The organism is Nitrospirota bacterium, assembly GCA_016207885.1.
Classification (GTDB): domain Bacteria; phylum Nitrospirota; class Thermodesulfovibrionia; order UBA6902; family UBA6902; genus JACQZG01.
The window spans coordinates 20,539-41,549 of the sequence record JACQZE010000031.1; the positions used below are offsets into that span (position 1 = coordinate 20,539).

The 21,011-nt window shown below is 46.4% G+C and carries 22 protein-coding genes; 16 read left to right on the forward strand and 6 right to left on the reverse strand.

What is annotated here, in order from left to right; genetic code table 11:
- The first annotated feature begins 22 nt into the window (after positions 1-22).
- The 9 genes from lpxB (at position 23) to HY807_12315 (ending at position 7,398) form a co-directional block, all read left to right on the forward strand.
- A complete protein-coding gene (gene lpxB, locus HY807_12275; GenBank protein ID MBI4827175.1) occupies positions 23-1,153 on the forward strand; it encodes a lipid-A-disaccharide synthase in 1,131 nt (376 codons plus the stop codon).
- A complete protein-coding gene (locus HY807_12280) occupies positions 1,129-2,853 on the forward strand; it encodes an ATP-binding cassette domain-containing protein (protein ID MBI4827176.1) in 1,725 nt (574 codons plus the stop codon). Before lpxB ends, HY807_12280 begins: the two co-directional genes overlap by 25 nt.
- A complete protein-coding gene (locus HY807_12285) occupies positions 2,828-4,084 on the forward strand; it encodes a 3-deoxy-D-manno-octulosonic acid transferase (protein MBI4827177.1) in 1,257 nt (418 codons plus the stop codon). The genes HY807_12280 and HY807_12285 overlap by 26 nt, the downstream gene beginning before the upstream one ends.
- Positions 4,071-5,099, forward strand: a complete 1,029-nt coding sequence (lpxK, locus tag HY807_12290; protein MBI4827178.1) for a tetraacyldisaccharide 4'-kinase — start codon at positions 4,071-4,073, stop codon at positions 5,097-5,099. Before HY807_12285 ends, lpxK begins: the two co-directional genes overlap by 14 nt.
- 167 nt (positions 5,100-5,266) lie before the next feature.
- Positions 5,267-5,797 carry a hypothetical protein gene (locus tag HY807_12295; protein ID MBI4827179.1) on the forward strand — a complete coding sequence of 177 codons (531 nt, stop codon included), beginning with the start codon at positions 5,267-5,269 and terminating at the stop codon, positions 5,795-5,797.
- An 80-nt stretch (positions 5,798-5,877) separates the two neighbouring features.
- Entirely contained in the window at positions 5,878-6,306 is a 429-nt protein-coding gene (locus tag HY807_12300) for a putative toxin-antitoxin system toxin component, PIN family (protein ID MBI4827180.1), read from the forward strand.
- Positions 6,303-6,539, forward strand: coding sequence for a toxin-antitoxin system HicB family antitoxin (locus HY807_12305; protein MBI4827181.1), 237 nt, complete (start codon positions 6,303-6,305; stop codon positions 6,537-6,539). The genes HY807_12300 and HY807_12305 overlap by 4 nt, the downstream gene beginning before the upstream one ends.
- Before the next feature lie 171 nt (positions 6,540-6,710).
- Entirely contained in the window at positions 6,711-6,872 is a 162-nt protein-coding gene (locus HY807_12310; GenBank protein MBI4827182.1) for an addiction module protein, read from the forward strand.
- A gap of 127 nt (positions 6,873-6,999) precedes the next feature.
- Positions 7,000-7,398, forward strand: coding sequence for a YjbQ family protein (locus tag HY807_12315; protein MBI4827183.1), 399 nt, complete (start codon positions 7,000-7,002; stop codon positions 7,396-7,398).
- On the opposite strand, the gene HY807_12320 is transcribed toward HY807_12315, so the two are convergent.
- Positions 7,390-8,685 carry a diguanylate cyclase gene (locus HY807_12320; GenBank protein ID MBI4827184.1) on the reverse strand — a complete coding sequence of 432 codons (1,296 nt, stop codon included), beginning with the start codon at positions 8,683-8,685 and terminating at the stop codon, positions 7,390-7,392. The two genes, HY807_12315 and HY807_12320, sit on opposite strands and share 9 nt — an antisense overlap.
- Before the next feature lie 110 nt (positions 8,686-8,795).
- Here HY807_12320 and HY807_12325 point away from each other — a divergent pair, with 110 nt between their 5' ends.
- Complete coding sequence (locus tag HY807_12325) at positions 8,796-8,960, forward strand: hypothetical protein (protein MBI4827185.1); 165 nt, start codon at positions 8,796-8,798, stop codon at positions 8,958-8,960.
- Between the two features lie 8 nt (positions 8,961-8,968).
- Here the strand turns inward: HY807_12325 and scpB are convergent, their stop codons facing one another.
- Both scpB and HY807_12335 read right to left on the reverse strand, forming a co-directional pair.
- Positions 8,969-9,658 (reverse strand): SMC-Scp complex subunit ScpB, encoded by a 690-nt coding sequence (gene scpB, locus HY807_12330; GenBank protein MBI4827186.1) that lies wholly within the window; start codon positions 9,656-9,658, stop codon positions 8,969-8,971.
- Between the two features lie 7 nt (positions 9,659-9,665).
- Positions 9,666-10,403 (reverse strand): zinc dependent phospholipase C family protein, encoded by a 738-nt coding sequence (locus HY807_12335; protein ID MBI4827187.1) that lies wholly within the window; start codon positions 10,401-10,403, stop codon positions 9,666-9,668.
- Positions 10,404-10,613: 210 nt separating this feature from the next.
- On the opposite strand from HY807_12335, the gene HY807_12340 reads away from it, so the two are divergent.
- Both HY807_12340 and HY807_12345 read left to right on the forward strand, forming a co-directional pair.
- Positions 10,614-11,006: an isoamylase early set domain-containing protein gene (locus HY807_12340; protein ID MBI4827188.1), complete on the forward strand. Its 393-nt coding sequence runs from the start codon at positions 10,614-10,616 to the stop codon at positions 11,004-11,006.
- A gap of 11 nt (positions 11,007-11,017) precedes the next feature.
- Positions 11,018-11,470 carry a YhcH/YjgK/YiaL family protein gene (locus HY807_12345; GenBank protein MBI4827189.1) on the forward strand — a complete coding sequence of 151 codons (453 nt, stop codon included), beginning with the start codon at positions 11,018-11,020 and terminating at the stop codon, positions 11,468-11,470.
- 90 nt (positions 11,471-11,560) lie between these two features.
- Here the strand turns inward: HY807_12345 and HY807_12350 are convergent, their stop codons facing one another.
- The 3 genes from HY807_12350 to HY807_12360 form a co-directional block, all read right to left on the reverse strand.
- Entirely contained in the window at positions 11,561-13,039 is a 1,479-nt protein-coding gene (locus tag HY807_12350) for a hydroxylamine oxidoreductase (protein ID MBI4827190.1), read from the reverse strand.
- A gap of 369 nt (positions 13,040-13,408) precedes the next feature.
- Positions 13,409-14,089: a response regulator transcription factor gene (locus HY807_12355; GenBank protein MBI4827191.1), complete on the reverse strand. Its 681-nt coding sequence runs from the start codon at positions 14,087-14,089 to the stop codon at positions 13,409-13,411.
- On the reverse strand, positions 14,089-15,744 hold the full coding sequence (locus HY807_12360; GenBank protein ID MBI4827192.1) for a DUF3365 domain-containing protein: 1,656 nt from the start codon (positions 15,742-15,744) through the stop codon (positions 14,089-14,091). The genes HY807_12355 and HY807_12360 overlap by 1 nt, the downstream gene beginning before the upstream one ends.
- Positions 15,745-16,013: 269 nt before the next feature.
- Here HY807_12360 and napA point away from each other — a divergent pair, with 269 nt between their 5' ends.
- The 4 genes from napA (at position 16,014) to HY807_12380 (ending at position 20,963) form a co-directional block, all read left to right on the forward strand.
- Entirely contained in the window at positions 16,014-18,785 is a 2,772-nt protein-coding gene (gene napA, locus HY807_12365) for a nitrate reductase catalytic subunit NapA (protein ID MBI4827193.1), read from the forward strand.
- Positions 18,786-18,843: 58 nt separating this feature from the next.
- Positions 18,844-19,632, forward strand: a complete 789-nt coding sequence (gene napG, locus HY807_12370; protein MBI4827194.1) for a ferredoxin-type protein NapG — start codon at positions 18,844-18,846, stop codon at positions 19,630-19,632.
- A gap of 120 nt (positions 19,633-19,752) precedes the next feature.
- On the forward strand, positions 19,753-20,559 hold the full coding sequence (napH, locus tag HY807_12375; GenBank protein MBI4827195.1) for a quinol dehydrogenase ferredoxin subunit NapH: 807 nt from the start codon (positions 19,753-19,755) through the stop codon (positions 20,557-20,559).
- A gap of 41 nt (positions 20,560-20,600) precedes the next feature.
- On the forward strand, positions 20,601-20,963 hold the full coding sequence (locus HY807_12380) for a nitrate reductase cytochrome c-type subunit (GenBank protein ID MBI4827196.1): 363 nt from the start codon (positions 20,601-20,603) through the stop codon (positions 20,961-20,963).
- Positions 20,964-21,011: the final 48 nt, after the last annotated feature.

Sequence of the window (21,011 nt, forward strand, 5' to 3'; positions counted from 1 at the left end):
CGAAAGAATGATATTTTACTTGATGTCAAAAACAATGATGATCAGCGCCGGAGAGGCATCTGGTGAACTCTACGGAGCGCTTATGAGCAGAGAGGTAAAGACAAGATGGCCTGAAACTGAGATATTCGGCATCGGCGGCGCAAAAATGGAAGGCGAGGGAGTGGAGCTGATCGCAAAGATCACAAGCGTGATGGGATTCACAGAGGCGGTCAAACATCTTGGAAAGATAAGAGAGAACTTCAAAAAGGCAAAGGATGCGCTTGTTAACAGAAAGCCGGATATCCTCGTGCTCATTGATTATCCTGATTTCAACCTGGCGCTGGCAAAGAAGGCGAAATCAGCCGGCATTCCCGTGCTTTATTATGTCAGCCCGCAGGTCTGGGCGTGGCGCGCGGGGCGGATCAAAAAGATAGCATCACTGGCAGACAAGATAGCTGTGCTCTTCCCTTTTGAGGTTGATTACTATAAAGGCACAGGCCTGCCCTGCGAATTTGTAGGCCACCCCATTACAGAAACAATTAATATAAATAAGACGAATGAAGAGCTAAAGATATCATTGGGGCTGCATCCTGACAAACCGGTGATCACACTCCTGCCCGGCAGCAGGCCTGATGAGATCAGCAGGCACATGCCGGTAATTAACGAAGTCGCTGAAAGGCTGCACAATGAACTTCCGGACTTTCAGATAGTCATCCCTCTGGCAGAGGGGTCGGAATCGCCGGAGGGAGTTAAAAGTTATATCACAGTATTCAGGAACCGGACGAGAGAAGCTGTTGCCTGCTCGGCTGTCTCACTTGTAGCTTCAGGCACCGCGACCCTTGAGACAGCCCTTCTCGGAACGCCCATGGCTGTATTTTATATCGTATCGCCTCTGACATACAGCCTGGCGAAACTGCTTGTAAAGGTCAGGTACGCGTCACTCGTCAACATACTTTCCGGAAAAGAGGTTGTCAGAGAGTTGATCCAGAAAGATGCGACCACTGACAATATATTCAGGGAGATAAAGAGGATCATTGAAGATAAACCGTACAAAGATGAAATAATTTCCAATCTAAAAAAGGTCAGGGATGTCATGACAGGCAAGAACCCCTCAAACAGGGTGGCTGCCATGGCAGGTGAAATAGCTGGATGGAACAGTACAAGCGCGTATTAAAATATCTAAAGCCTTACTGGTGGATAATACTTGTTGCCACGATATTCAGCTTATGCGTATCCGGCATCACCGGGGCTATGGCGTGGTACATAAAACCTCTGGTGGACGGCATCAAAACCGATAAGAGCGTCATCAAGATATATCCTTTTCTATATATATTCTTCATCTTCAGCAAAGGAGTCTTCTCTTTTGCCCACTCATTGCTGATGCGGATCGTCGGGACAAAGGTTGTAAGAGATGTCAGGGTGCAGCTCTTTAACAAGCTTATCCAGCTTCCAATGAGCTTCTTCGTAAAAAAACCTTCCGGCGAGCTGATCTCAAGGGTGATCAATGACTCAGGCGCGCTTGAAGGCGTGCTGGGCTACTCCATAAAAGACATAGTCGTTGAAGGTGCCACATTTATTTTTCTGATGGTTATAGCTCTGGTAAGGCGGTGGGACCTGACATTAATGGCGCTTATCGTCCTGCCCTTCTCATTCTACATCATTGATAAATTCGGCAAGAAGATGAAGAAGATATCCCATAAGATACAGGAAGAGATATCCGAGCTGCTCACAAGGCTGAGCGAGAGCATTACCGGCATCAAGATGATAAAGGCCTTCATGAGAGAGAAGTTCCATGAAGACAAGTTTAACGAAGCAAACAGCGGTTACTACAGAATATCGATCAAAGCCTCCCGCACCACGGAATATTCCAAGCTCCTGCATGAGATAATAATGGGCATCGGCCTGACCGGGATAATGTTCTACGGCTTCTACCTCGTATACTACGACAAGATGACATTCGGTGATTTTTTCTCAGTCTTTACCGCAATAGGCCTGATGATGACCCCGATCAAGAGAATAGGTGCTGCGAATAATAATCTTCAGAGCGCGCGCGCTGCCGCTGAAAGGATATTCTACATGCTTGACCAGGCGCCTGAAAAAGACGGAACCATCGACATCCCTGCCATCAGTAAGGACCTCGTATTCAATAATGTGAGCTTTGCTTATCCGGGAACAAAAAAGAAGGTGCTTTCAGGCATTGACTTCCATGTTAAGAAGGGTGAGCTTATAGCGATAGTAGGAAAAAGCGGCGCCGGCAAGACCACGCTCGCAGACATGCTTCCGAGGTTCTACAGGCCTACAGAAGGCAATATAACGATTGACGGCGTAGATATTAATGATGCCACATTCAGGTCTCTCAGGGAGAATATCGCCATAGTCAGCCAGGATATAATCCTCTTTAATGAGACGCTGAAAGACAACATCAAAATGGGCAAGCTTGATGCTTCGGATGAAGAAGTGATAGACGCGGCAAAGGCTGCCTATGCGCATGATTTCATAATGGATATGCCGGAGGGCTACGATACCGTCATAGGCGAAAGAGGGGTCAGGCTTTCAGGCGGGCAGAAGCAGAGGATATCCATAGCAAGGGCGCTGCTGAAGAACCCTCCAATACTCGTGCTTGATGAGGCCACATCTTCCCTTGATACAACCTCTGAAATGATCGTGCAGAAGGCGCTTGACAACCTTATGACGAACAGGACGACCTTTGTCATAGCGCACAGGCTCTCGACAGTAAGAAAGGCTGACAGGATAATCGTGATCGACCAGTCAAAGATAGCTGAATCAGGCACGCATGAAGAACTGCTTGAGAAAGGCGGCATGTATAAATCCCTATATCAGTCGCAATTTGAAAAAGATGCTTCTGCTCTATAACATTCTCTCCACCATTGCTCTTTTTTTTTATCTCCCGCTGCTTTTTTTAAAAAAAGGCCCGGAGGATAAAAGCTCCTTCATACGCGAACGGCTCGGCATATCCACCTACACTCACACCGATATATGGATCCATGCGGTATCAGTGGGCGAGACGATAGCGTGCCTGCCCTTTTTAAAGAAGCTCAAAAAAGATTTTCCCGGCAGAAAGATAACATTCTCCACCACCACATATACCGGACAGAAGATAGTTAGAGAGAAGTTCCCCGAGGCTGACAGGATAATGTATATCCCCTGGGATTCCGGCATGTGCATCAGCAGGGCAATAAGATCCATAAGGCCGAAGCTCTTCATTACGATAGAGACAGAGATATGGCCCCTGATGATCAGCAGAATGAAGAGGTCAGGCACAAAGATAATACTTCTGAACGGCCGCATCTCTCCACGCTCCTTTAAGGGCTACAAGCGCGCCTCCTTCTTCATGAAGAAAGTACTGTTCGGCATGGATCATCTATTGATGCAAAGCAAAGGCGACGCTGAAAGGATACTCTCTATAGGAGCTGATCCCACTAAAGTCAGGGTCATGGGCAACTTCAAGTTTGATCTTCATTTTGGCGGCAGAGCATCCGCGGAATGGATCAATGATATTGCCGGACGTATCCTTATCGCAGGAAGCACGCACAAGGGAGAGGATGAGATCATACTTGATGCCTTTATCAGGCTTCTTGATGCATTCCCTGATCTTAAGCTCGTGATCGCTCCGAGGCATCCCGAACGGTTCAATGATGTTGAAGCCCTTATCAATGCGCGCGGCCTCAGCTATATAAGGCGTTCAGATATAAATCCCTCAAGCCGAAACAGATTATTTTCCGTAATCCTTTTAGATACGGTCGGTGAACTGCCTATAGCATTTTCAAGATCAGCAGTAACATTCATAGGCGGAAGCCTTTTACCCTTTGGAGGGCATAATATATTAGAGCCGGCATATTGGAGCAACCCGATCATCTTCGGCACTCACATGGAGAACTTCCCGATCCACAGGGAATTTCTCGATTCCTCAGCAGCCATCCTTGTGATGAATTCATCGGATATAGTAAAGAATGTGACAGAGCTGCTTAACGCTCCTGAGAGGGCAAAAGCAATGGGAAGCAGAGCCAAAGCGATAGTGGATGAAAATACCGGAGCTGTTGATAAGGCTATCGAACTTGTAAGGAGATATCTTGGGGCCGCTTAGCGCGATATACAGGGCAATACTTGCAGCCAGAAGTTTTTATTACGCTCATATAAACAAGCCGGGCAGGCTTCCGTCCAAAGTAATAAGCATCGGCAACATCACTCTTGGCGGCACCGGAAAAACTCCTGCGGTGATAGCCGTTGCCGAACACGCGAAAGCGCTCGGCTTCAACCCCTGCATCCTCACAAGGGGATATAAAGGAAAAGCAAAAGGGCCGTGCTTTGTGAGCAAGCGCAACCGTATACTGCTCACCGCAGAGGAAGCAGGCGATGAAGCCTTTCTTATGGCAGAAAAACTAAGCGGCATTCCTGTGGTCATTGGAAAAGACAGATACCTTGCCGGCAAATTCGCATTGAATAAACACAATAATAAGAGGGAAGAAGCAGAATGCTGCAACCTCTTCATCCTTGATGACGGCTTCCAGCATATCGCGCTGCACAGAGATATGGATGTGCTGCTCATAGACGCAACAAACCCGTTCAGTAATGAGAGGCTCTTTCCTGAGGGAAGGCTGAGAGAACCTATTAAGGCTATCAGCAGGGCTGATATTATAGTGCTCACAAAGTCGGACACAGCAGAAAAAGCATCCATAGATTACGCGATGAGAATTATCAAAAGACACAATCCCGACGCTCTTATCTATATGGCAAGCCATAAACCGACATCCCTCGTTACTATTTCAGGTGAGGCAGAGGGCATTGAAAAGCTCCAAAATAAAAAGGTTTATGTATTCACCGGCATAGCCAACCCCTCATATTTCAAGTCTATACTTACATCAAAAGGCGCAACGGTCGCCAGGTTCAAAAAGTTCAGAGACCACCATAAATACACTCAGCGGGAGATAGACAGGATTATCAAGAGCGCAGACGGAATGGAGATAATCACTACCGAGAAGGATCTGGTCAAATTAAAAGGCATGCATAACACCGAAGACATCCGCGCATTAAAAATTGAGTTCTCAATCGAAGAAGAGTTTTATGCAAAGCTCTTTGAAAAGGTTCAGGCTGCTCAATAACTCTTCCAGTTATTCCCCTCTAAAAAGAGGGGATAAAGGGGTGTGTCATAATCTTCTAATATCTCATATTTTGTGATTGTATTTTCTTATTCATACAACTATGATATTCATATTCCAGCAAATACGGCTGGCAGTCTAATAATTGTTCTGCGTATTAAAGAAATAGCATGGGCGTAGCTTCCAACAACAACTGGAAAGCCATTGCTGGGTTGGTCGCCGAATTGAAGCGCTGCGACGAATGCGGTGTTACAACCGCATCCATCGCAATGGCGTACATCTGCATCGATGCTCTTGCCAACCTCGCGCGGCCGGCGGACAAAGAAAAGGTTACTCGTGCAGATTTCAAGGAATGGGTAGAGAAGTACCTTAAAGCCCATGCAGATCAGCCATATCACTATCGCGGCAAGGACGTCTACGCCGCGCGGTGCGCATTTCTACACACGTACGGTTCAGATGCCGAGTTACATGATGAGGACCCTGACACAATCAAGTTCGGATATCATGATGGTGGAAAGCATGAGTACAACCCCGACATTGAGCCGCGCTTAGTTCTGATCGGAACGAAGTCGTTCGTAAATGATGTTGTTATTGGGGCGGAATCGTTTCTTCGCGAGTGCCAGAAAGATCAAGCGCTCCGAGAACGAGTTGAGTCCAGACTTCCGAAAGTGCTGCAAACACTGCCGTATCCAGCGCAATGAACAATACGCATAACAACGCTCTAATCATTCACATATCAAAGAGATGTAGACAACTGGCATGGTATCATATATAATACCTAATGAAGAAACCACAAATAGTTATTGACACGAATGTTATAGTTTCAGCGCTTCGGTCACAACGAGGTGCTTCCTACAAATTGTTGATGGAAATTGGAAGTGATAAGTTTGATGTAAATATTTCAGTTCCATTGGTATTAGAGTACGAAGATGCTGCAAAGAGGTTAATCGGCAAGATAAGACTTACGAAAAGAGATATTGAAGATGTACTTGACTATATATGTTCGGAAGCAAAACGATGGAAGATATTTTACTTATGGAGACCATACTTGAAAGATCCGAAAGATGATATGGTACTGGAACTTGCAGTAACTTCAAAAAGCGATTTTATAGTTACTTATAACAAACGTGATTTTCAAAATATTAGAACTTTTGGTTTGCGGGTAGTAACACCAAAAGAAATATTGAAATTAACAGGGGTGATAAAATGAGTACGATTAGCCTGAGATTGCCTGATTCATTGCATGAAACGGCTCGTGAGTTAGCCAAAAAAGATCATGTGTCAATCAATCAATTTGTAGCTACGGCACTTGCGGAAAAAATATCAGCATTAATTACTGGCGAGTATCTCGAAAAAAGAGCTAAAAGAGGAAGCCGGAAGAAATTTGAAAAAGCCATGTCTAAAGTTGCAGATGTTGAACCGGATGATTATGACCGCCTGTGACCAAAAACAGTATCAACCAGATGGACGTGAACGAGTGCCACAGGACGCTTTTTCAGTTGAGCAGTGATTTGAGATTTGCAAATCGTATTCATGCTTTTTAACATTTTACAGTGGCACTCGTCAGTCATCAGGGCGTTAGGGGCTGACGTTAATCCTTTCAAAACTTACAGGATGGAAGATTTATGGGATGATCTATGCCGACATGCCGCAGAAATACCATCCCCTTCATGGCATAATGACGTTCTTTTGCAGCGTGAAGGATTGGTATCTGAAGGGAAAGAATCCTTTACAGATTGGGAAAAAGCAAAAAAGAGTATCCGCGAAAAGTTGTGAAGATCAGAATCCTCGATTCGGCATCACAAGACCTGATGGAATGAAGTTGCAGTATATGCTGTGCTTGATTGCCGCAGGAATCCTGCATGGTTAAGAGAACGTTTGAATCGCTAACATCACACCGCTCATGCTGAAAACCATTAACATAAACACAAATTCAAGATGCGAGTTCATCGACATCACAGAGAATGTGAATGATGCCCTTTCTGAATCAGGGATAAAGAGCGGCATATGTCATGTCTATGTCCCGCACACGACCGCGGGCGTGATGATAAATGAGGGCGCTGACCCTTCGGTGCAGAGAGATATTGAGAAGACCTTTTCAAGGCTGATCCCCCATCAGGGCGACTACAGGCATGATGAAGGAAACTCGGACGCTCATATCAAATCCATACTCACAGGCGCGTCTCAATCCGTGATAATTGACAATGGCAAGCTTGTGTTAGGCACATGGCAGTCGATCTTCTTCTGCGAGTTTGACGGGCCGAGAAATCGAAAAGCGATGGTAAAGATAACTTCAGGATGAGACTTTACTGTCCGGAACAATATAGGCCTCAACCCTGTTCTTCCCGTTCTTCTTTGCAAGATACATCGCTGTGTCGGCAAACTTTACTATATCTTCATCATCATCCAGATCTTCAAGCTGGCCGGAGGTCAGGCTGGTCACGCCGAGGCTTATGGTCACTTTGATCTCTCTTCCGCTGCCGGCAGCTATGCTCAGGCCTTCTATCGCTTTTCTTATCCTCTCGGCAAATGTTCGAATGCCTTCAGGGTCAAGTTCAGGGGATAGAATGACGATCTCCTCTCCGCCGTAACGCGCCAATATATCCACCTCGCGGCAATTATTTCTTATCGTCTCTGCAACTTCTTTGAGTACAATATCACCTGCATAGTGCCCGCATGTGTCGTTGATGCTCTTAAAGTCGTCTATGTCTATCATGATGCATCCGAGCAGCCGCTTGAACCTCACCGCCCTTCGTATCTCATCCCCCAGATGCTGAAACAGATACCTCCTGTTGTAGAGCCTGGTCAACTCGTCGGTAATTGCCATCTCCCTTATTTTGCTTTGAGCAAGGCTGTTCTTCTTCATAAGTTCATAGACAAGAAACCGTATGATGCTGATGAGGATGGCGGATATGAGAAGGCCGAGCGCAATGATAATGTAGTTGTTATACCTGAGCACCTTCTCGGTGTCATCTATGTTATAACGGACGCTGATGCCGCCCCTCACGTCGCCGAATTTATAGCCCTGGTCAGCATGGCACTCAAGACAGGTCTCCTCAACATAGAGCGGCGCCATGTACCTGTAATAGTGTTTCCCGTCAATAACTTCCTTTTTGTATACCTCATTCAGCCCGTTTGAGAACAACGTTAACGCCTCCTTCTCAAACTCATCAGGTTTATTCTCCGGGTTCAGGGGTATCAGGCTTGTTATATGGAAGGTGGACATACCGTATCTTGCAGATATCTCAGATATCTCTCTTGTCATGAGCGCCGGATTCTTTTTTGTGAAGACCTTTCCGTCAGCAGTAGCTATATCGGGGTCTTTAAGATAAGGATTTGATATAACACCCTCTTTCTTCTCCACATAGACCCCGCCGTAACCGGCGTTCCACCTTCTTGTAAGAAGGATATTGTTAAAAGTGGTTCTCGCGCTCGCCTTGAGTTCCTCGTCAATAAGTTCATTGTTCCTTATGTAAAGCCCGGTAAAAATAGCGGATATTATCAGAATAATTACAATGGTTATATTTATCAGGAATACCCTGTATGATTTATCTGGAAATGACTTTTTATCTTTATTATTCTCTTTCATTACTTATATTCTACAAATTTTTATTTATTTAACATAGTGATCGTATATTATCTTCCATATAACAGGTAAAATCTTTATAATAGAAGCAACAGGATCCTCAGGAGGAACAAGTGAACAATAAAGTGGATATATGCGCTGTATGCGCATGGAGGGCTGACTGCAATAAAAAATTTTCCATCAGCGGGAAAGATATCAGGTGTGCTGATTTCAGCAGGGATATATCTATAAAGGAAGCCCCGACTAAAGGCCGGGAAAGCGATTCGGATTCAAAATAGGAAACAGCCTACTCAATAGATTCAGATGGTTCGGATTCGGCCTGAGCCTCTACAGCGACCTTTTCATCTTCATCATCTGACAGAGACCCTGATCCATCAGCCTCAAGGCCTTCCCCGCTTTCCGGTAAAACTTCCAAACCTTCATCCGGGTTTTCATGGAAAGGCAGCATCAACCCCTCTGTCTCCTCAAAGTCCTTGAGCGTAGGAAGTTCAGACAGGTCCTTCAGCCCGAAATACTGGAGAAACTCTTTGGTGGTAGCATACATGAGCGGCCTGCCCGGCACCTCTTTTCTCCCGAGTATCTTGATAAGCCTCCTCTCAAGAAGGGTCTTTATGACACCGTCGGAATTCACTCCCCTGACAGCTTCAATCTCAGACTTTATGATGGGCTGCTTATACGCGATTATGGAGAGCGTTTCCAGCGACTGCTGTGAAAGTTTTGTAGGTATTGCCGTAGCGATAAGTTTTTTGACCCACGGAGCTGAAGCAGGATTCGTGACCATCTGAACTCCTTCAGCCACCTCTACAATGAGAAGGCCGGAGTTCCTTAAAGAATATTCACTGATAAGCTCTTTGATATGCCCTTCTATCTCTTCTCTGCTCAGATCAAGTATCTTTTGCAGTGTTTCAACAGTAAGGGGCTCACCGGCTATAAATAGAATTGACTCAAGAACAGATTTTGTTTCTTTATCATCCATAAGCTGACTAAGACGCCCTTTTCAGATGCCTTCCGAGCGGATGATCTTTAAGGACATGTGAATCCTCGCCATTGGTTAAAACCTCAAATATATTCTTAAGCGAGTCCTCTTTGAATTTATAGATGTCAGAAACAGGTATCTCATTAGGAAAACGATTGTTAATGAACTTTGAGACATGTTTGCAATTCGGGAATCTCGAAATGAAAAGAAAGCCCTTGAATATCTTTTTGTTGGTCTTGAATGAGAACAATACCCTTTCAAGCATCTCCTCAAGAACAGGGTCATGCATCTTCTGAATGCCCTCATCAAGGTGCTTTAATTTTCTCCTGTACTTCTTGTCCACCAGGCTCTCCGCCTTTATTTCAATTATTGAGTGGCTGAAAGGGATCCTGGACCTCTCCAGATTGTGAACAAAAGTGTCCGCAGAAAGATGTGAGAGATAGCCGTATGCAAAGGCCTTCTGCCTGTCTGTTGCTGACTCCTCAAGCAGCCTCCACCCTATATCCCAGCTGTGTGTGTTCTTGTCCTCTTCCTGATATTTTCTGCCGACAATGACATCAGCGCTCAGGTTCCCGTATAGAAAATCCTTTGCGTATCTTTTTATGATGGAATAGACCCCGGCAGGTATAACGGCAGCGCCCGCGTCAATAACCTGATGCCCCAGATACAGGTGCGTAAGCGGCCCCCATGCATGCGCGAATGAAGGGACAAGAATTATGGACAAAAATAGAATTAAGATAAACATATATCTATAGTTTAAGTCATATTCTTATAAAAAAGCTATAGGGATACAAGTGACAACCATGATAAATAAGCTCTGCAATATTGACAGAGAACGGTTTTTGATATACATTGTTATATAATCATTGCTCAAATACTTAATTAGCCTGCTTTATTATTATAAATTAGGCGGTTCAGATATTATTTAATTATAATCAATGGGAGACATTCTAAAATGAAAGCAAAAAGCAAGGATAAATCAGCTGTTAAACTGATCATTAAGAAGAAAAAACAGGCTAAGCCTTTAAAAGAACCGGTAACCAGCGGCATTAAAAAACAATACCTGAAGACCAAAGAGGAATGCAGGGTCACCTTCAGGCTGCCGGAAGATGCGGCGCATGAAGCCGGTTCAGCATCTATAGTAGGTGACTTTAATAATTGGAGCATAAGTGAAACACCAATGAAAAAACTCAAGAACGGTGATTTTACCGTAACCATTTCATTGCCCTGCAATAAAGAGTACAGATTCAGGTACCTGATCGACGGTAACCGGTGGGAGAATGACTGGTTCGCCGACAAATACCTGCCAAACTGCTACGGTTGTGATGATTCAGTAGTGGTTGTTTAACATACTGCATAATGATATTCGACAAGATACCGAATTTTATTAAATACCAGTGTGTCCATAACCATTTCATCGATATATTAAAATTCCTGGATGCAGAACCGATTGCAGATCGTCCTGATGGGAGATATGAAATTAATCATCAGGGATCTTATGTAGCAATTGAATCCTACCAAACAAAAGATACCCCGGATTGCTTTATTGAATGCCATAGGAAATACATAGATGTCCAGATCATGATTGATGGTGTTGAAGGCATGGGCGTCTGCCGCAAATCCGAATGTGATGAGCCTTCTCCATATGACGAAGAAAAGGACCTTCAGAAATTAAAAGGAGATGCTGATATGCTTACTTTCAGAGCTGGAAGTTTCATGGTATTTTTCCCGGATGACGCGCATATGCCCAAGATTAAATATGGAGACTCATCGGGGATGGTGAGGAAAGCTGTCTTTAAAGTCCCTGTATAGAACCGGCTTTATAACTGATACGAAATCAAACAAAAAGAGGGCGGAGCAACCGCCCCGCCCTCTTCTGCAACATTTAATCATATATCAATCTTATTTGTACTTCTCCTGGAACTCTTTCTGCCTCTTTAAGCGCTCAGCCTTGGCTGCGGGGTCTTCCTTGCCTATTGACCAATTGTGATTAGCGTCATTCTGAACCTCTGTGAGCATCTTCTCAAGTTCGCCTGCAAGTTTTACCGCCTCCGGATTACTGCTCTCCTTACCCATGGCTATTACTTCTTTTAACTCCGGGACATACTCGCCGTACCAGTTTCTCGCAAGGTCATAGTTGCCATGCCATTGTGTATAATCAGGGGCCTGCATAGAAGCGGCCTGACGGACCCTGCGTCCCTCATGGTGCCACAGCTCGAACCATGTGTAATCTATCTTCTGCGCGAAGTTGGCGTACTCAGCGCCTTTTACAGCCTTGAGCACTTCAGTCGCCTTATTAAAGAGCTTCTCGCCCGGCTTTGCCCACTTTTCACTGTAGAGCTGGAGCTGCCCTTCATACTGGGTATAAAATGCCTCGACAAAGTTTTCGTTATGGCACGCGACGCAGACCTTGACCATATTGTCTTTTCTCATATCGCTTGTGACAGAAGCGGATGCCAGCCCCCACTTCTTATCAGTCTCATGAGAAAGCTTAAGCTGCGGCGGGCGGTTGTTCCATTTTATGCGCAGCCCTACATTGTGTGTGACAGGCATATCAGGTGTAGCTGATATATGGCATGTCGCGCAGGTCGGAGCTGCTGAGTAGTCCTCGCCGACAACCCATTTGTTGGATTCAAGGTTCATCCTGTCCTTGTTAGCATAGTAATTGATGCCGTGTTTGGACTCCTGATAGATCTCGATCTGCGGGTGGTCAGGCCCTAAATGGCACCTGCCGCAGTTCTCAGGCTGGCGCGCCTGTGCTACAGAAAACTCATGCCTTTGATGACATGCTGTGCAGCTTCCCTCAGAACCGTCAGGGTTCACCCTGCCTATTCCTGTATTAGGCCATGTCGCAGGGTCAAGTGTTCCGTTCTTATTTACCTTAACAACAGAGCCGTGGCACTGCCAGCAGCCGTTGACAGCAGCCGCGGATACGCCGTCAGGGAACCCTTCTGTCTTCATGCCGCGGTTTCCCTCAACGACCTCGGCAAGCGTATTATCCAGAGAGCCCATTATACGGCCGGCTTTTGAATGATGGGAATTCATAAACTCGTCCGCCTCGTTCTCATGACAATTCTTGCAGTCAAGAGGTGAAACGATAATAGCGATCAGATGGCCCTCGTGCTCAAATGCATCCGCGTCGCCCTTATTTGCCTGGTGGCATTCATAGCATCCGACATTGGCGCGGAAATGCTTGCTATATCCCCACTGCTGATAAATGTTGATATTGCCCTGGCTGTGACAGCCGATACACTCTTTGCTCTCCTTTGAGAGCTCCTTTGGAATGTTGATCTTTGTTGTTGCGAACGCGCCTGTTGCGGCAAAAATAAAACATACTGCAATTGCAACGTATAATGCTTTTTTCATTTTCCCCACCTCCATAAAAACTGATTTTACTTCTGAAACAGAATCCTGTGACATGCCCTTGCCTCCTTTTTTGATTTTCATCCTTCCTCCAATCCTATTTAATGCCGGTTCATTGATAAATATTCACTTCCCACACTTTGATGTTATCAAATACCAATGTAAATATGAGGTTAATCCATGTAAAGAAAATGTTAATTTTTATAGATGTATTGTTCGTATAATGAGCCGTATAGAGTCATCTTCTCATACATATTTGTAATGTCAAGATACGGCCGGATGCTTTCGAACTCATACTTATCTGATAGATTATTTTGCTGCCGGAGGGCAACAGACGGGCCGGTATATGCCGGGTTAACGCGTTAAAAAATTTAAACTCCGGAAGGCTTAATCAATGAACCTGTAACCGGCTCCGGGGACTGTGATGATGAATTCAGGGGTTGACAGGTCTTTCTCAATCTTCTGCCTTAAATGCTGGATATGGACATCTATAACCCTGCTCCAGGAATATATCTGTGTATCCTTCCAGACGCTCTTTCTCAGTGTCTCACGGCTCAGCACCTCGCCGCGATGGTTTATGAAAAAGCAGAGCAGCTTGTATTCCTTTGGCGTAAGCTCAACCCTTTCGCCTGCCATGGTGACGATCTGCTTTTTAAAATCAACCTTGAGTTCACCTATGACAACATTCTCTTTTGAAGGAGGAGCCGTCCTTCTCAGGCAGGCCTTGATCCTTGCCAGAAGCTCAAGCGTCTCAAACGGCTTGACCATATAGTCATCAGCCCCGCTCTCAAGCCCTATGACCTTGTCAGAGACCTTGTCCCTTGCCGTGAGCATAATTATCGGGATCTTCGGCGACTCCTTTCTTACCTGACGGCATATCTCAACACCATCGCCGTCAGGAAGCATGACATCAAGAATAATGAGATCAGGCTGAACCGCTGATAATATCTCACGCGCCTTTGCCCACGTATCAGCGGCATCAACTTCATAACCATGAAGCTCAAGATTGGCTTTAAGCACCTTCAATATGTCCGCGTCATCATCGACGGCAAGTATCCTGTCAGCCATCAGACACGCTCCCTTCTTGCCGGGATGCTGAAATAGAATGTGCTCCCGCCGCCATCTTTATTATTGTACACGCCTATCTCTCCCTTATGAGCTTCTATTATACCTTTACATATGGCAAGGCCGAGCCCTGTCCCGCCTTTCCCTCTTTTAGTATAATATTTATCAAATATCCTCTCTTTCTCATATTCAGCTATTCCCTGGCCCATATCCTTTATATAAGTGGTAACCGGATCACCAGGTGCGGAAACGGTGATCTCTATCTCCGAGTTGCCGGGGCTGACGCTCAAGGCGTTTGAGATGAGGTTGATAAGCACCTGCCTTATCATATCCTCATCACCAAAGATCACAACATCCGTGGGCACGGCTGCTCTAAAGGCAACCCCTTTCCTGCCGGCTATCGCATGGAAACCTGTAACGACATCCTTTACAAGAGAAGATATATTGACATCACTGAAATGCAACTCAACAACCCCGGATTCAATACGCTCAAGGTCAAGGGTGTCATTCACCATCCTTATGAGCCTGTCAGCGTTATTTCTTATAACATTCAGAAAATCAGTTATGTCGTCAATATCCGCACCCGGCATGGAGCTCATGGACAGTTTTGACGACAGGTAATCCATCGCCCCTTTTATTGATGTCAAGGGCGTTCTCAGTTCATGCGAGACCTCAGCTATAAAGTCGGATTTTTTTCTGTTCAGTTCAGTTAATCTGGCGTTTGCCTGCTCAAGGCTCTTTGTGGCAACCCTTACCTTCTCCTCAAGGCCTGTATGATATTCCGAGAGCGACCGTGACATATCGACAAAAGACCTGCTCAGAACCTCCAGCTCGTCCCCTGTCCTGATAACAGATGTCTCAGGGCTTCTTCCGCTTGAAAATTCCCTCATGGACCTGTTCAGTTCACTTACAGGCCTAAGCACCAGCTCCTTCATCATTATGTAAAGCACCGCCATCAGTAAGCTGATAGTAATCATACTCGCCAGCACCATGTCCCTCCTTCCTGAACGTATCATGGATAAGGCGTAATCCATAGGAATTGATATGCTTATCGCTCCCCTGACATCCCCGACCTTGTAATCCTGATGAGCATGGCATTTAAGGCACGACTCCTCGATATAAAGCGGGGCTATGTACCTGTAGTAATGATATGCCCCGATTTTTTCTATCTTGAATGAATCCTTCTTCTGCCCGAATTCAAACTCCCGAAGCGCGGCCTTTTCAAAATCATCTGGAGCATTTTCAGGATTCATGAGTTTAAGGCTTGTGATATGAAACCAGTAAAGTTCCTTCTCCATCGCATATTTTGAGAGCTCTTTTGTGACCATTGCCGGGCTCTCCTTTACATATCTCCTGCCCGCGCTGTCCACTATCTCAGGTTCGGTAAGGTAAGGGCTTGATTCTTTCCACGGAACCTTCTCTACAAATATCCCCCCGTGGTCGGCTATCCATTTGCGCGTGATGATGATCTGCCTGAAGAGGGTCTTGGCCTGCAGGTCAACCTGCTTGATGATAAGCTCCTCATGATTTTTCGTAATGAAATACAGAGAGACCCCCATCGCCAAGGACAAAACAGCGGCAACTCCGATAATGAATTTCAGGCTGAGGCTTATCCTTAACGCCCTGAACTCAGCGAACAACTGTTTTATTGTATGCATATGGGGGCGGTTACCTGAATCCTTTAACTACATTGTAAGAGCCGCATGGCATCAAGTCAATCGCCTGAAAAAAAGCATGGGTATATTTTTTTTGCAAAGCGGCCCGGATCATGATATAGAAATTATATAAAAAGCATAAATTTACCTGTTCTTTACATAAATTAACAGACTCCTTACAAATAAATCTGATATCTTTAATTTATAAGATGCCAAATTATTTTCCATTCTTGCCAATATAAATTCTTATTCAAAACTGAAGGAGGTATATCATGTTAGTGACCAGAAGGGGCTTTCTGAAAACAACGGCCGCTGTAAGCGCCGCGACAGCAATAGGCATGGCGGTGCCGGATGAATTAAAGGCGATCGCCAAAGAAACAGAGGCAGGATGGCGATGGGACAAGTCTGTATGCAGGTTCTGCGGCACAGGCTGCGGCATCATGATTGCGACAAAGGATGACATGATAGTCGCGGTCAAGGGAGACCCTGCCGCGCCTGTAAATATGGGGCTGAACTGCATCAAGGGTTATTTCAACGCGAAGATCATGTACGGGGCAGACAGGCTCACTGAACCGCTTTTAAGGGTCAACGACAAGGGCGAATTCGATAAAAAAGGAAAGTTCAAGCCGGTAACGTGGGAAAAGGCATTTGACGAGATGGCAAAACAGTTTAAGAAATATTATGCCGAGCTGGGCCCCACCGGCGTTGCCGTATTCGGCTCCGGCCAGTATACGATCATGGAAGGCGTTGCCGCGGTCAAATTGATAAAGGGCGGGTTCAGGAGCAACAACATTGATCCAAATGCCCGTCACTGCATGGCGAGCGCGGTTGCCGCTTTTATGCAGACCTTTGGCATTGACGAGCCTGCGGGAAATTACGACGATATGCACTACGCGGATTCGATAATCCTCTGGGGCGCCAACATGGCTGAGATGCACCCCGTGCTCTGGTCAAAGGTTACCGATAGAAAACTGAGCAAACCCGATTGGGTAAAGATCGTCAACATCTCCACATTTGCAAACAGGTGCTCAAGCATCTCTGACGTTGAAATAATCATCAAGCCGAGCACAGACCTTGCGATACTGAATTACATTACGCGTGAGATCGTGTATAACCGTCCTGACGCTATTGACTGGGATTTTGTGAACAAGAACTGTGTCTTTGCAACAGGGCCGGTAGATATCGGATACGGGCTCAGGCCGCAGGTTGATCATAAAAAGTATAAACCCGGAGAGCTTGACACAGCCGGAAAAGAGGCCTTTAAAATAATCACAAAGGAAGAGGCGCAGGCGATGCGCGCCCTCGGCATAAAAGAGGGGCAGAAGATGGAGATGAAGAACGCCAAGACCCCTGACAACCACTGGCTGATCAGCTTTGATGATTTCAAAAAAGGGCTTGAGCCGTATACCCTTGATTTCGTAGCAGCTCTCGCAAAGGGAGACCCGGACGAATCTCTTGAGGACTTCAAGAAGAAGCTCGTTACGCTTGTTGATCTCTATGCCGCGAAAGAGAGAAAGGTCACAAGCTTCTGGACGATGGGCTTTAATCAGCACATCCGGGGAACCTGGGTAAATGAACAGGCTTACACTGTGCATCTGCTTCTTGGCAAACAGTCCCAGCCCGGCAACAGCGCATTCAGCCTGACAGGACAGCCCAGCGCGTGCGGCACCGCAAGAGAGGTCGGCACCTTTTCGCACAGGCTCCCTTCCGACATGGTCGTCGCTAATCCAAAGCACAGGGAGATCACGGAAAAGATATGGAAGCTTCCTGAAGGCACATTGAATCCCATACCAGGTTCGCACTATGTGAAGATCATGAGAGACCTTGAAGACGGGAAGGTCAAATGGGTATGGGTGCAGGTAAATAATCCCTGGCAGAATACCGCCAATATGAACCACTGGATAACCGCGGCAAGGGAGATGGACAACTTCATCGTGGTATCTGAGGCGTATCCCGGGATTTCAGCGAAGGTAGCGGATCTGATTTTGCCGAGCGCCATGATATTTGAGAAATGGGGCGCGTACGGCAATGCCGAAAGGCGGACTCAGCACTGGCGCCAGCAGGTGACGCCGGTCGGCCAGGCGATGTCAGACACATGGCAGCTGGTTGAATTTTCAAAACGATTAACATTGGCTGAAGTATGGAAGGAGCATAAGATCTCACCTGAGGTTACCCTCCCGAATGTATTGGAGAAGGCAAAGGCGATGGGGTATAAAGAGACCGACACGCTCTTTGATGTGCTCTTTGCAAACAATGAGGCAAAGACATTTAAGTGGCCTGATCCTGTGGGCAAAGGCTTTTTGAATTCAGAAGCCGCTGGTGACAAGAGGGATGTTGAAGGATTTAAAGGTTACGGCTTCTTCCTTCAGAAATATCTCTGGGAAGAGTACAGGAAGTTCACTCTTGGCAACGGCCATGACCTCGCTGACTTTGACACATACCATAAAGTTAGAGGATTGAGATGGCCGGTAGTGGACGGCAAAGAGACATTGTGGAGATTTAATTCCGAGTATGACCCATACGCAAAAGCGGCAAACAACGGGCAGTTCGCTTTTTATGGAAAGGCGTTTAAAGAGCTTCCGTCAGGCGACCTGTCAGGGCCGAAAGGGGAAGAGAAGGTCAAATTCCCGAACAAGGCAAAGATATTTCTGAGGCACTATATTGACCCTGCCGAGATACCTAACAATGAATATCCATTATGGCTCAGCACCGGAAGGGTGCTTGAACACTGGCACAGCGGCACAATGACGATGCGCGTGCCTGAACTCTACCGTGCGGTTCCTGAGGCGGTCTGTTTTATGAACCCGAAAGACGCGAAGTCACACAACGTAAAAGACGGCGACCTCATCTGGGTGGAATCACGAAGGGGGAAGGTAAAGGTGCATGTTGATACAAGGGGGCGGAACAACCCGCCGAGGCGATTGATCTTTGTCCCGTGGTTTGACGAGCATGTCCTGATAAACAAGGTGACGCTTGACGCCACCTGCCCGATATCCAAAGAGACTGATTTCAAGAAATGCGCGGTAAAAATTTATAAGGCGTAATTCAAATTCCCTCTCCCCTTGCGGGAGAGGGTTAGGGTGAGGGGTATTTCAATAGAAGATGATGCCTGAAAGAAGAGATTTCCTATTAAAGACGATCAAAAGCCTTGGACTCGCAACAGCAGGCGGACTGGTGTGGGGCGGGTTTATTGAAGAAGGCAGGTCAGCGCCTTTGATCTTGAGGCCGCCCGGCGCAGCGCCTGAAAAGGCATTTCTTGCCTCATGCATAAAATGCGGTATGTGCGTTGAGGCATGCCCTTATGACGCGCTTGCGCTTGCAAAACCCGGAGATAATAAGCCGGTCGGAACTCCGTATTTTATCCCCAGGGACAATCCGTGCCGGATGTGCAAAGACATACCATGCGTGCCGGCGTGTCCGACAGGATCTCTTGATAAGGCATTGGTGAGTGATAAAGTTGAAAACGGAGAAATAAAACTCAACATTGATCTCGCAAGGATGGGGCTCGCGGTCATAGACAGGGAAACATGCATCGCGTATTCAGGCATCCAGTGTGACGCCTGCTACCGCGCCTGCCCTCTGATGGATAAGGCGGTAACTGTCGAGTATATGAGAAATGTACGAACAGGGAAACACGCCATGCTCGCCCCTGTTGTTCACAGTAAAGCCTGCACCGGATGCGGCATGTGCGAAAAGGCGTGCGTAACCAAAAAGGCGTCCATATTCGTACTGCCCCTTAAAATCGCCATGGGAGAATCGAGCGAGAGATATGTAAAGGGCTGGGACGAACGCGATGAGGACCGGCTGAAAGATGTCCCTGAGAAGGTTACAACAGAGACTCCGAGGAGCGAAAAGAAACCTGTGGACTATTTGAATGAGGATGTATTTTGAACATGAAAAATTACTTTAAAAAAATCTCCCCTTGCCCCTCTTTTACAAAGAGGGGATTCAAACAAGTCCCCCTTTGAAAAAGGGGGATGTAGGGGGATTTTTAGATGAATTTATTCTCAGATGAAAAAATATAAATACCTCATAGCGCGACGGATTACACAGTCAACGGTGCTCTTCCTCTTTTTCGCCGGCAACGCCTTCGGATGGAAAATCCTGAGAGGCAACCTTAGCTCAGCAAAGGTCTTTGACGTCATCAGCCTGTCTGATCCCTTTGCGGTTTTGCAGAGTTTTTCAGCAGGCGCTTCTGTTACAAAGGACGCGTTATTCGGCGCATTCATTATCTTCTTGTTTTACGCAGTGCTCGGGGGAAGGGTCTTTTGCGGCTGGGTATGTCCCATAAACATGATAACGGATGCGGCCAATAAACTCAGAAACTATTTCCAGCTTGACGAGGTCTGGAAATCCTGGGACATAAGGAGAAGCATCAGGTATTGGGCAATGGGATTATCGGTAGTATTGTCAATGATCCTCGGGGTTGCTGCCTTTGAATGGATAAGCCCTATAGGGATGCTGCACAGGGGTGTCATTTACGGGATCGGTCCTGGATGGGCATTTGTGCTGACTGTATTTTTCTTTGACCTTTTTGCGGTAAAGAACGGGTTCTGCGGGCATCTATGTCCCCTCGGCGGCTTTTATTCGCTTGCCGGACGCTTCGGATTTTTGCGGATCGGATATGACAGGGACAAATGCACATCATGCATGAAGTGTGTTGATATCTGTCCTGAAAAACAGGTCCTGCACATGGTCGGCAGGCAGAGCGGGGCCGTGATTTCAGGAGAGTGCATCAACTGCGGAAGGTGCGTTGAGGTATGCGATGATGACGCTGTGAATTTCAGCAATATATATTCAAAATATATTTATAAATAAAAAAGGAGGATGTTATGCTGCGAGAGAGAAAAATATGGATGATGCCGGTGTTGGCCGTATCAATCGTTTCAATTTTATTGCTTTCCTGCGCCCGGACAAAAATATACACTGAAGAGGATCTCGGCCTGAGGCATGAAAACCTGTATGATGAAAACACCTCAGCCCCTGTGTATGGAGCGCCTATTACCAAAGAAGCCGGAACGAGCACCAGGTTCGAGAGGTCTTTTGAGAACAGCCCTCCGTTAATCCCGCATGATATCACAGGGATGCTCCCCATAGCGCAGACTGAGAACCTCTGCATGGACTGTCATATGCCGGAAGAGGCCGGGGCCACAGGTGCAACCCTGATGCCTAAATCACACCTTACGGATTTTGATACAGGGAAAGACCTGAAAGGCGAATGAGCCGGAAACCGTTACAACTGCGTGCAATGCCAGGTGATACAGACAGAG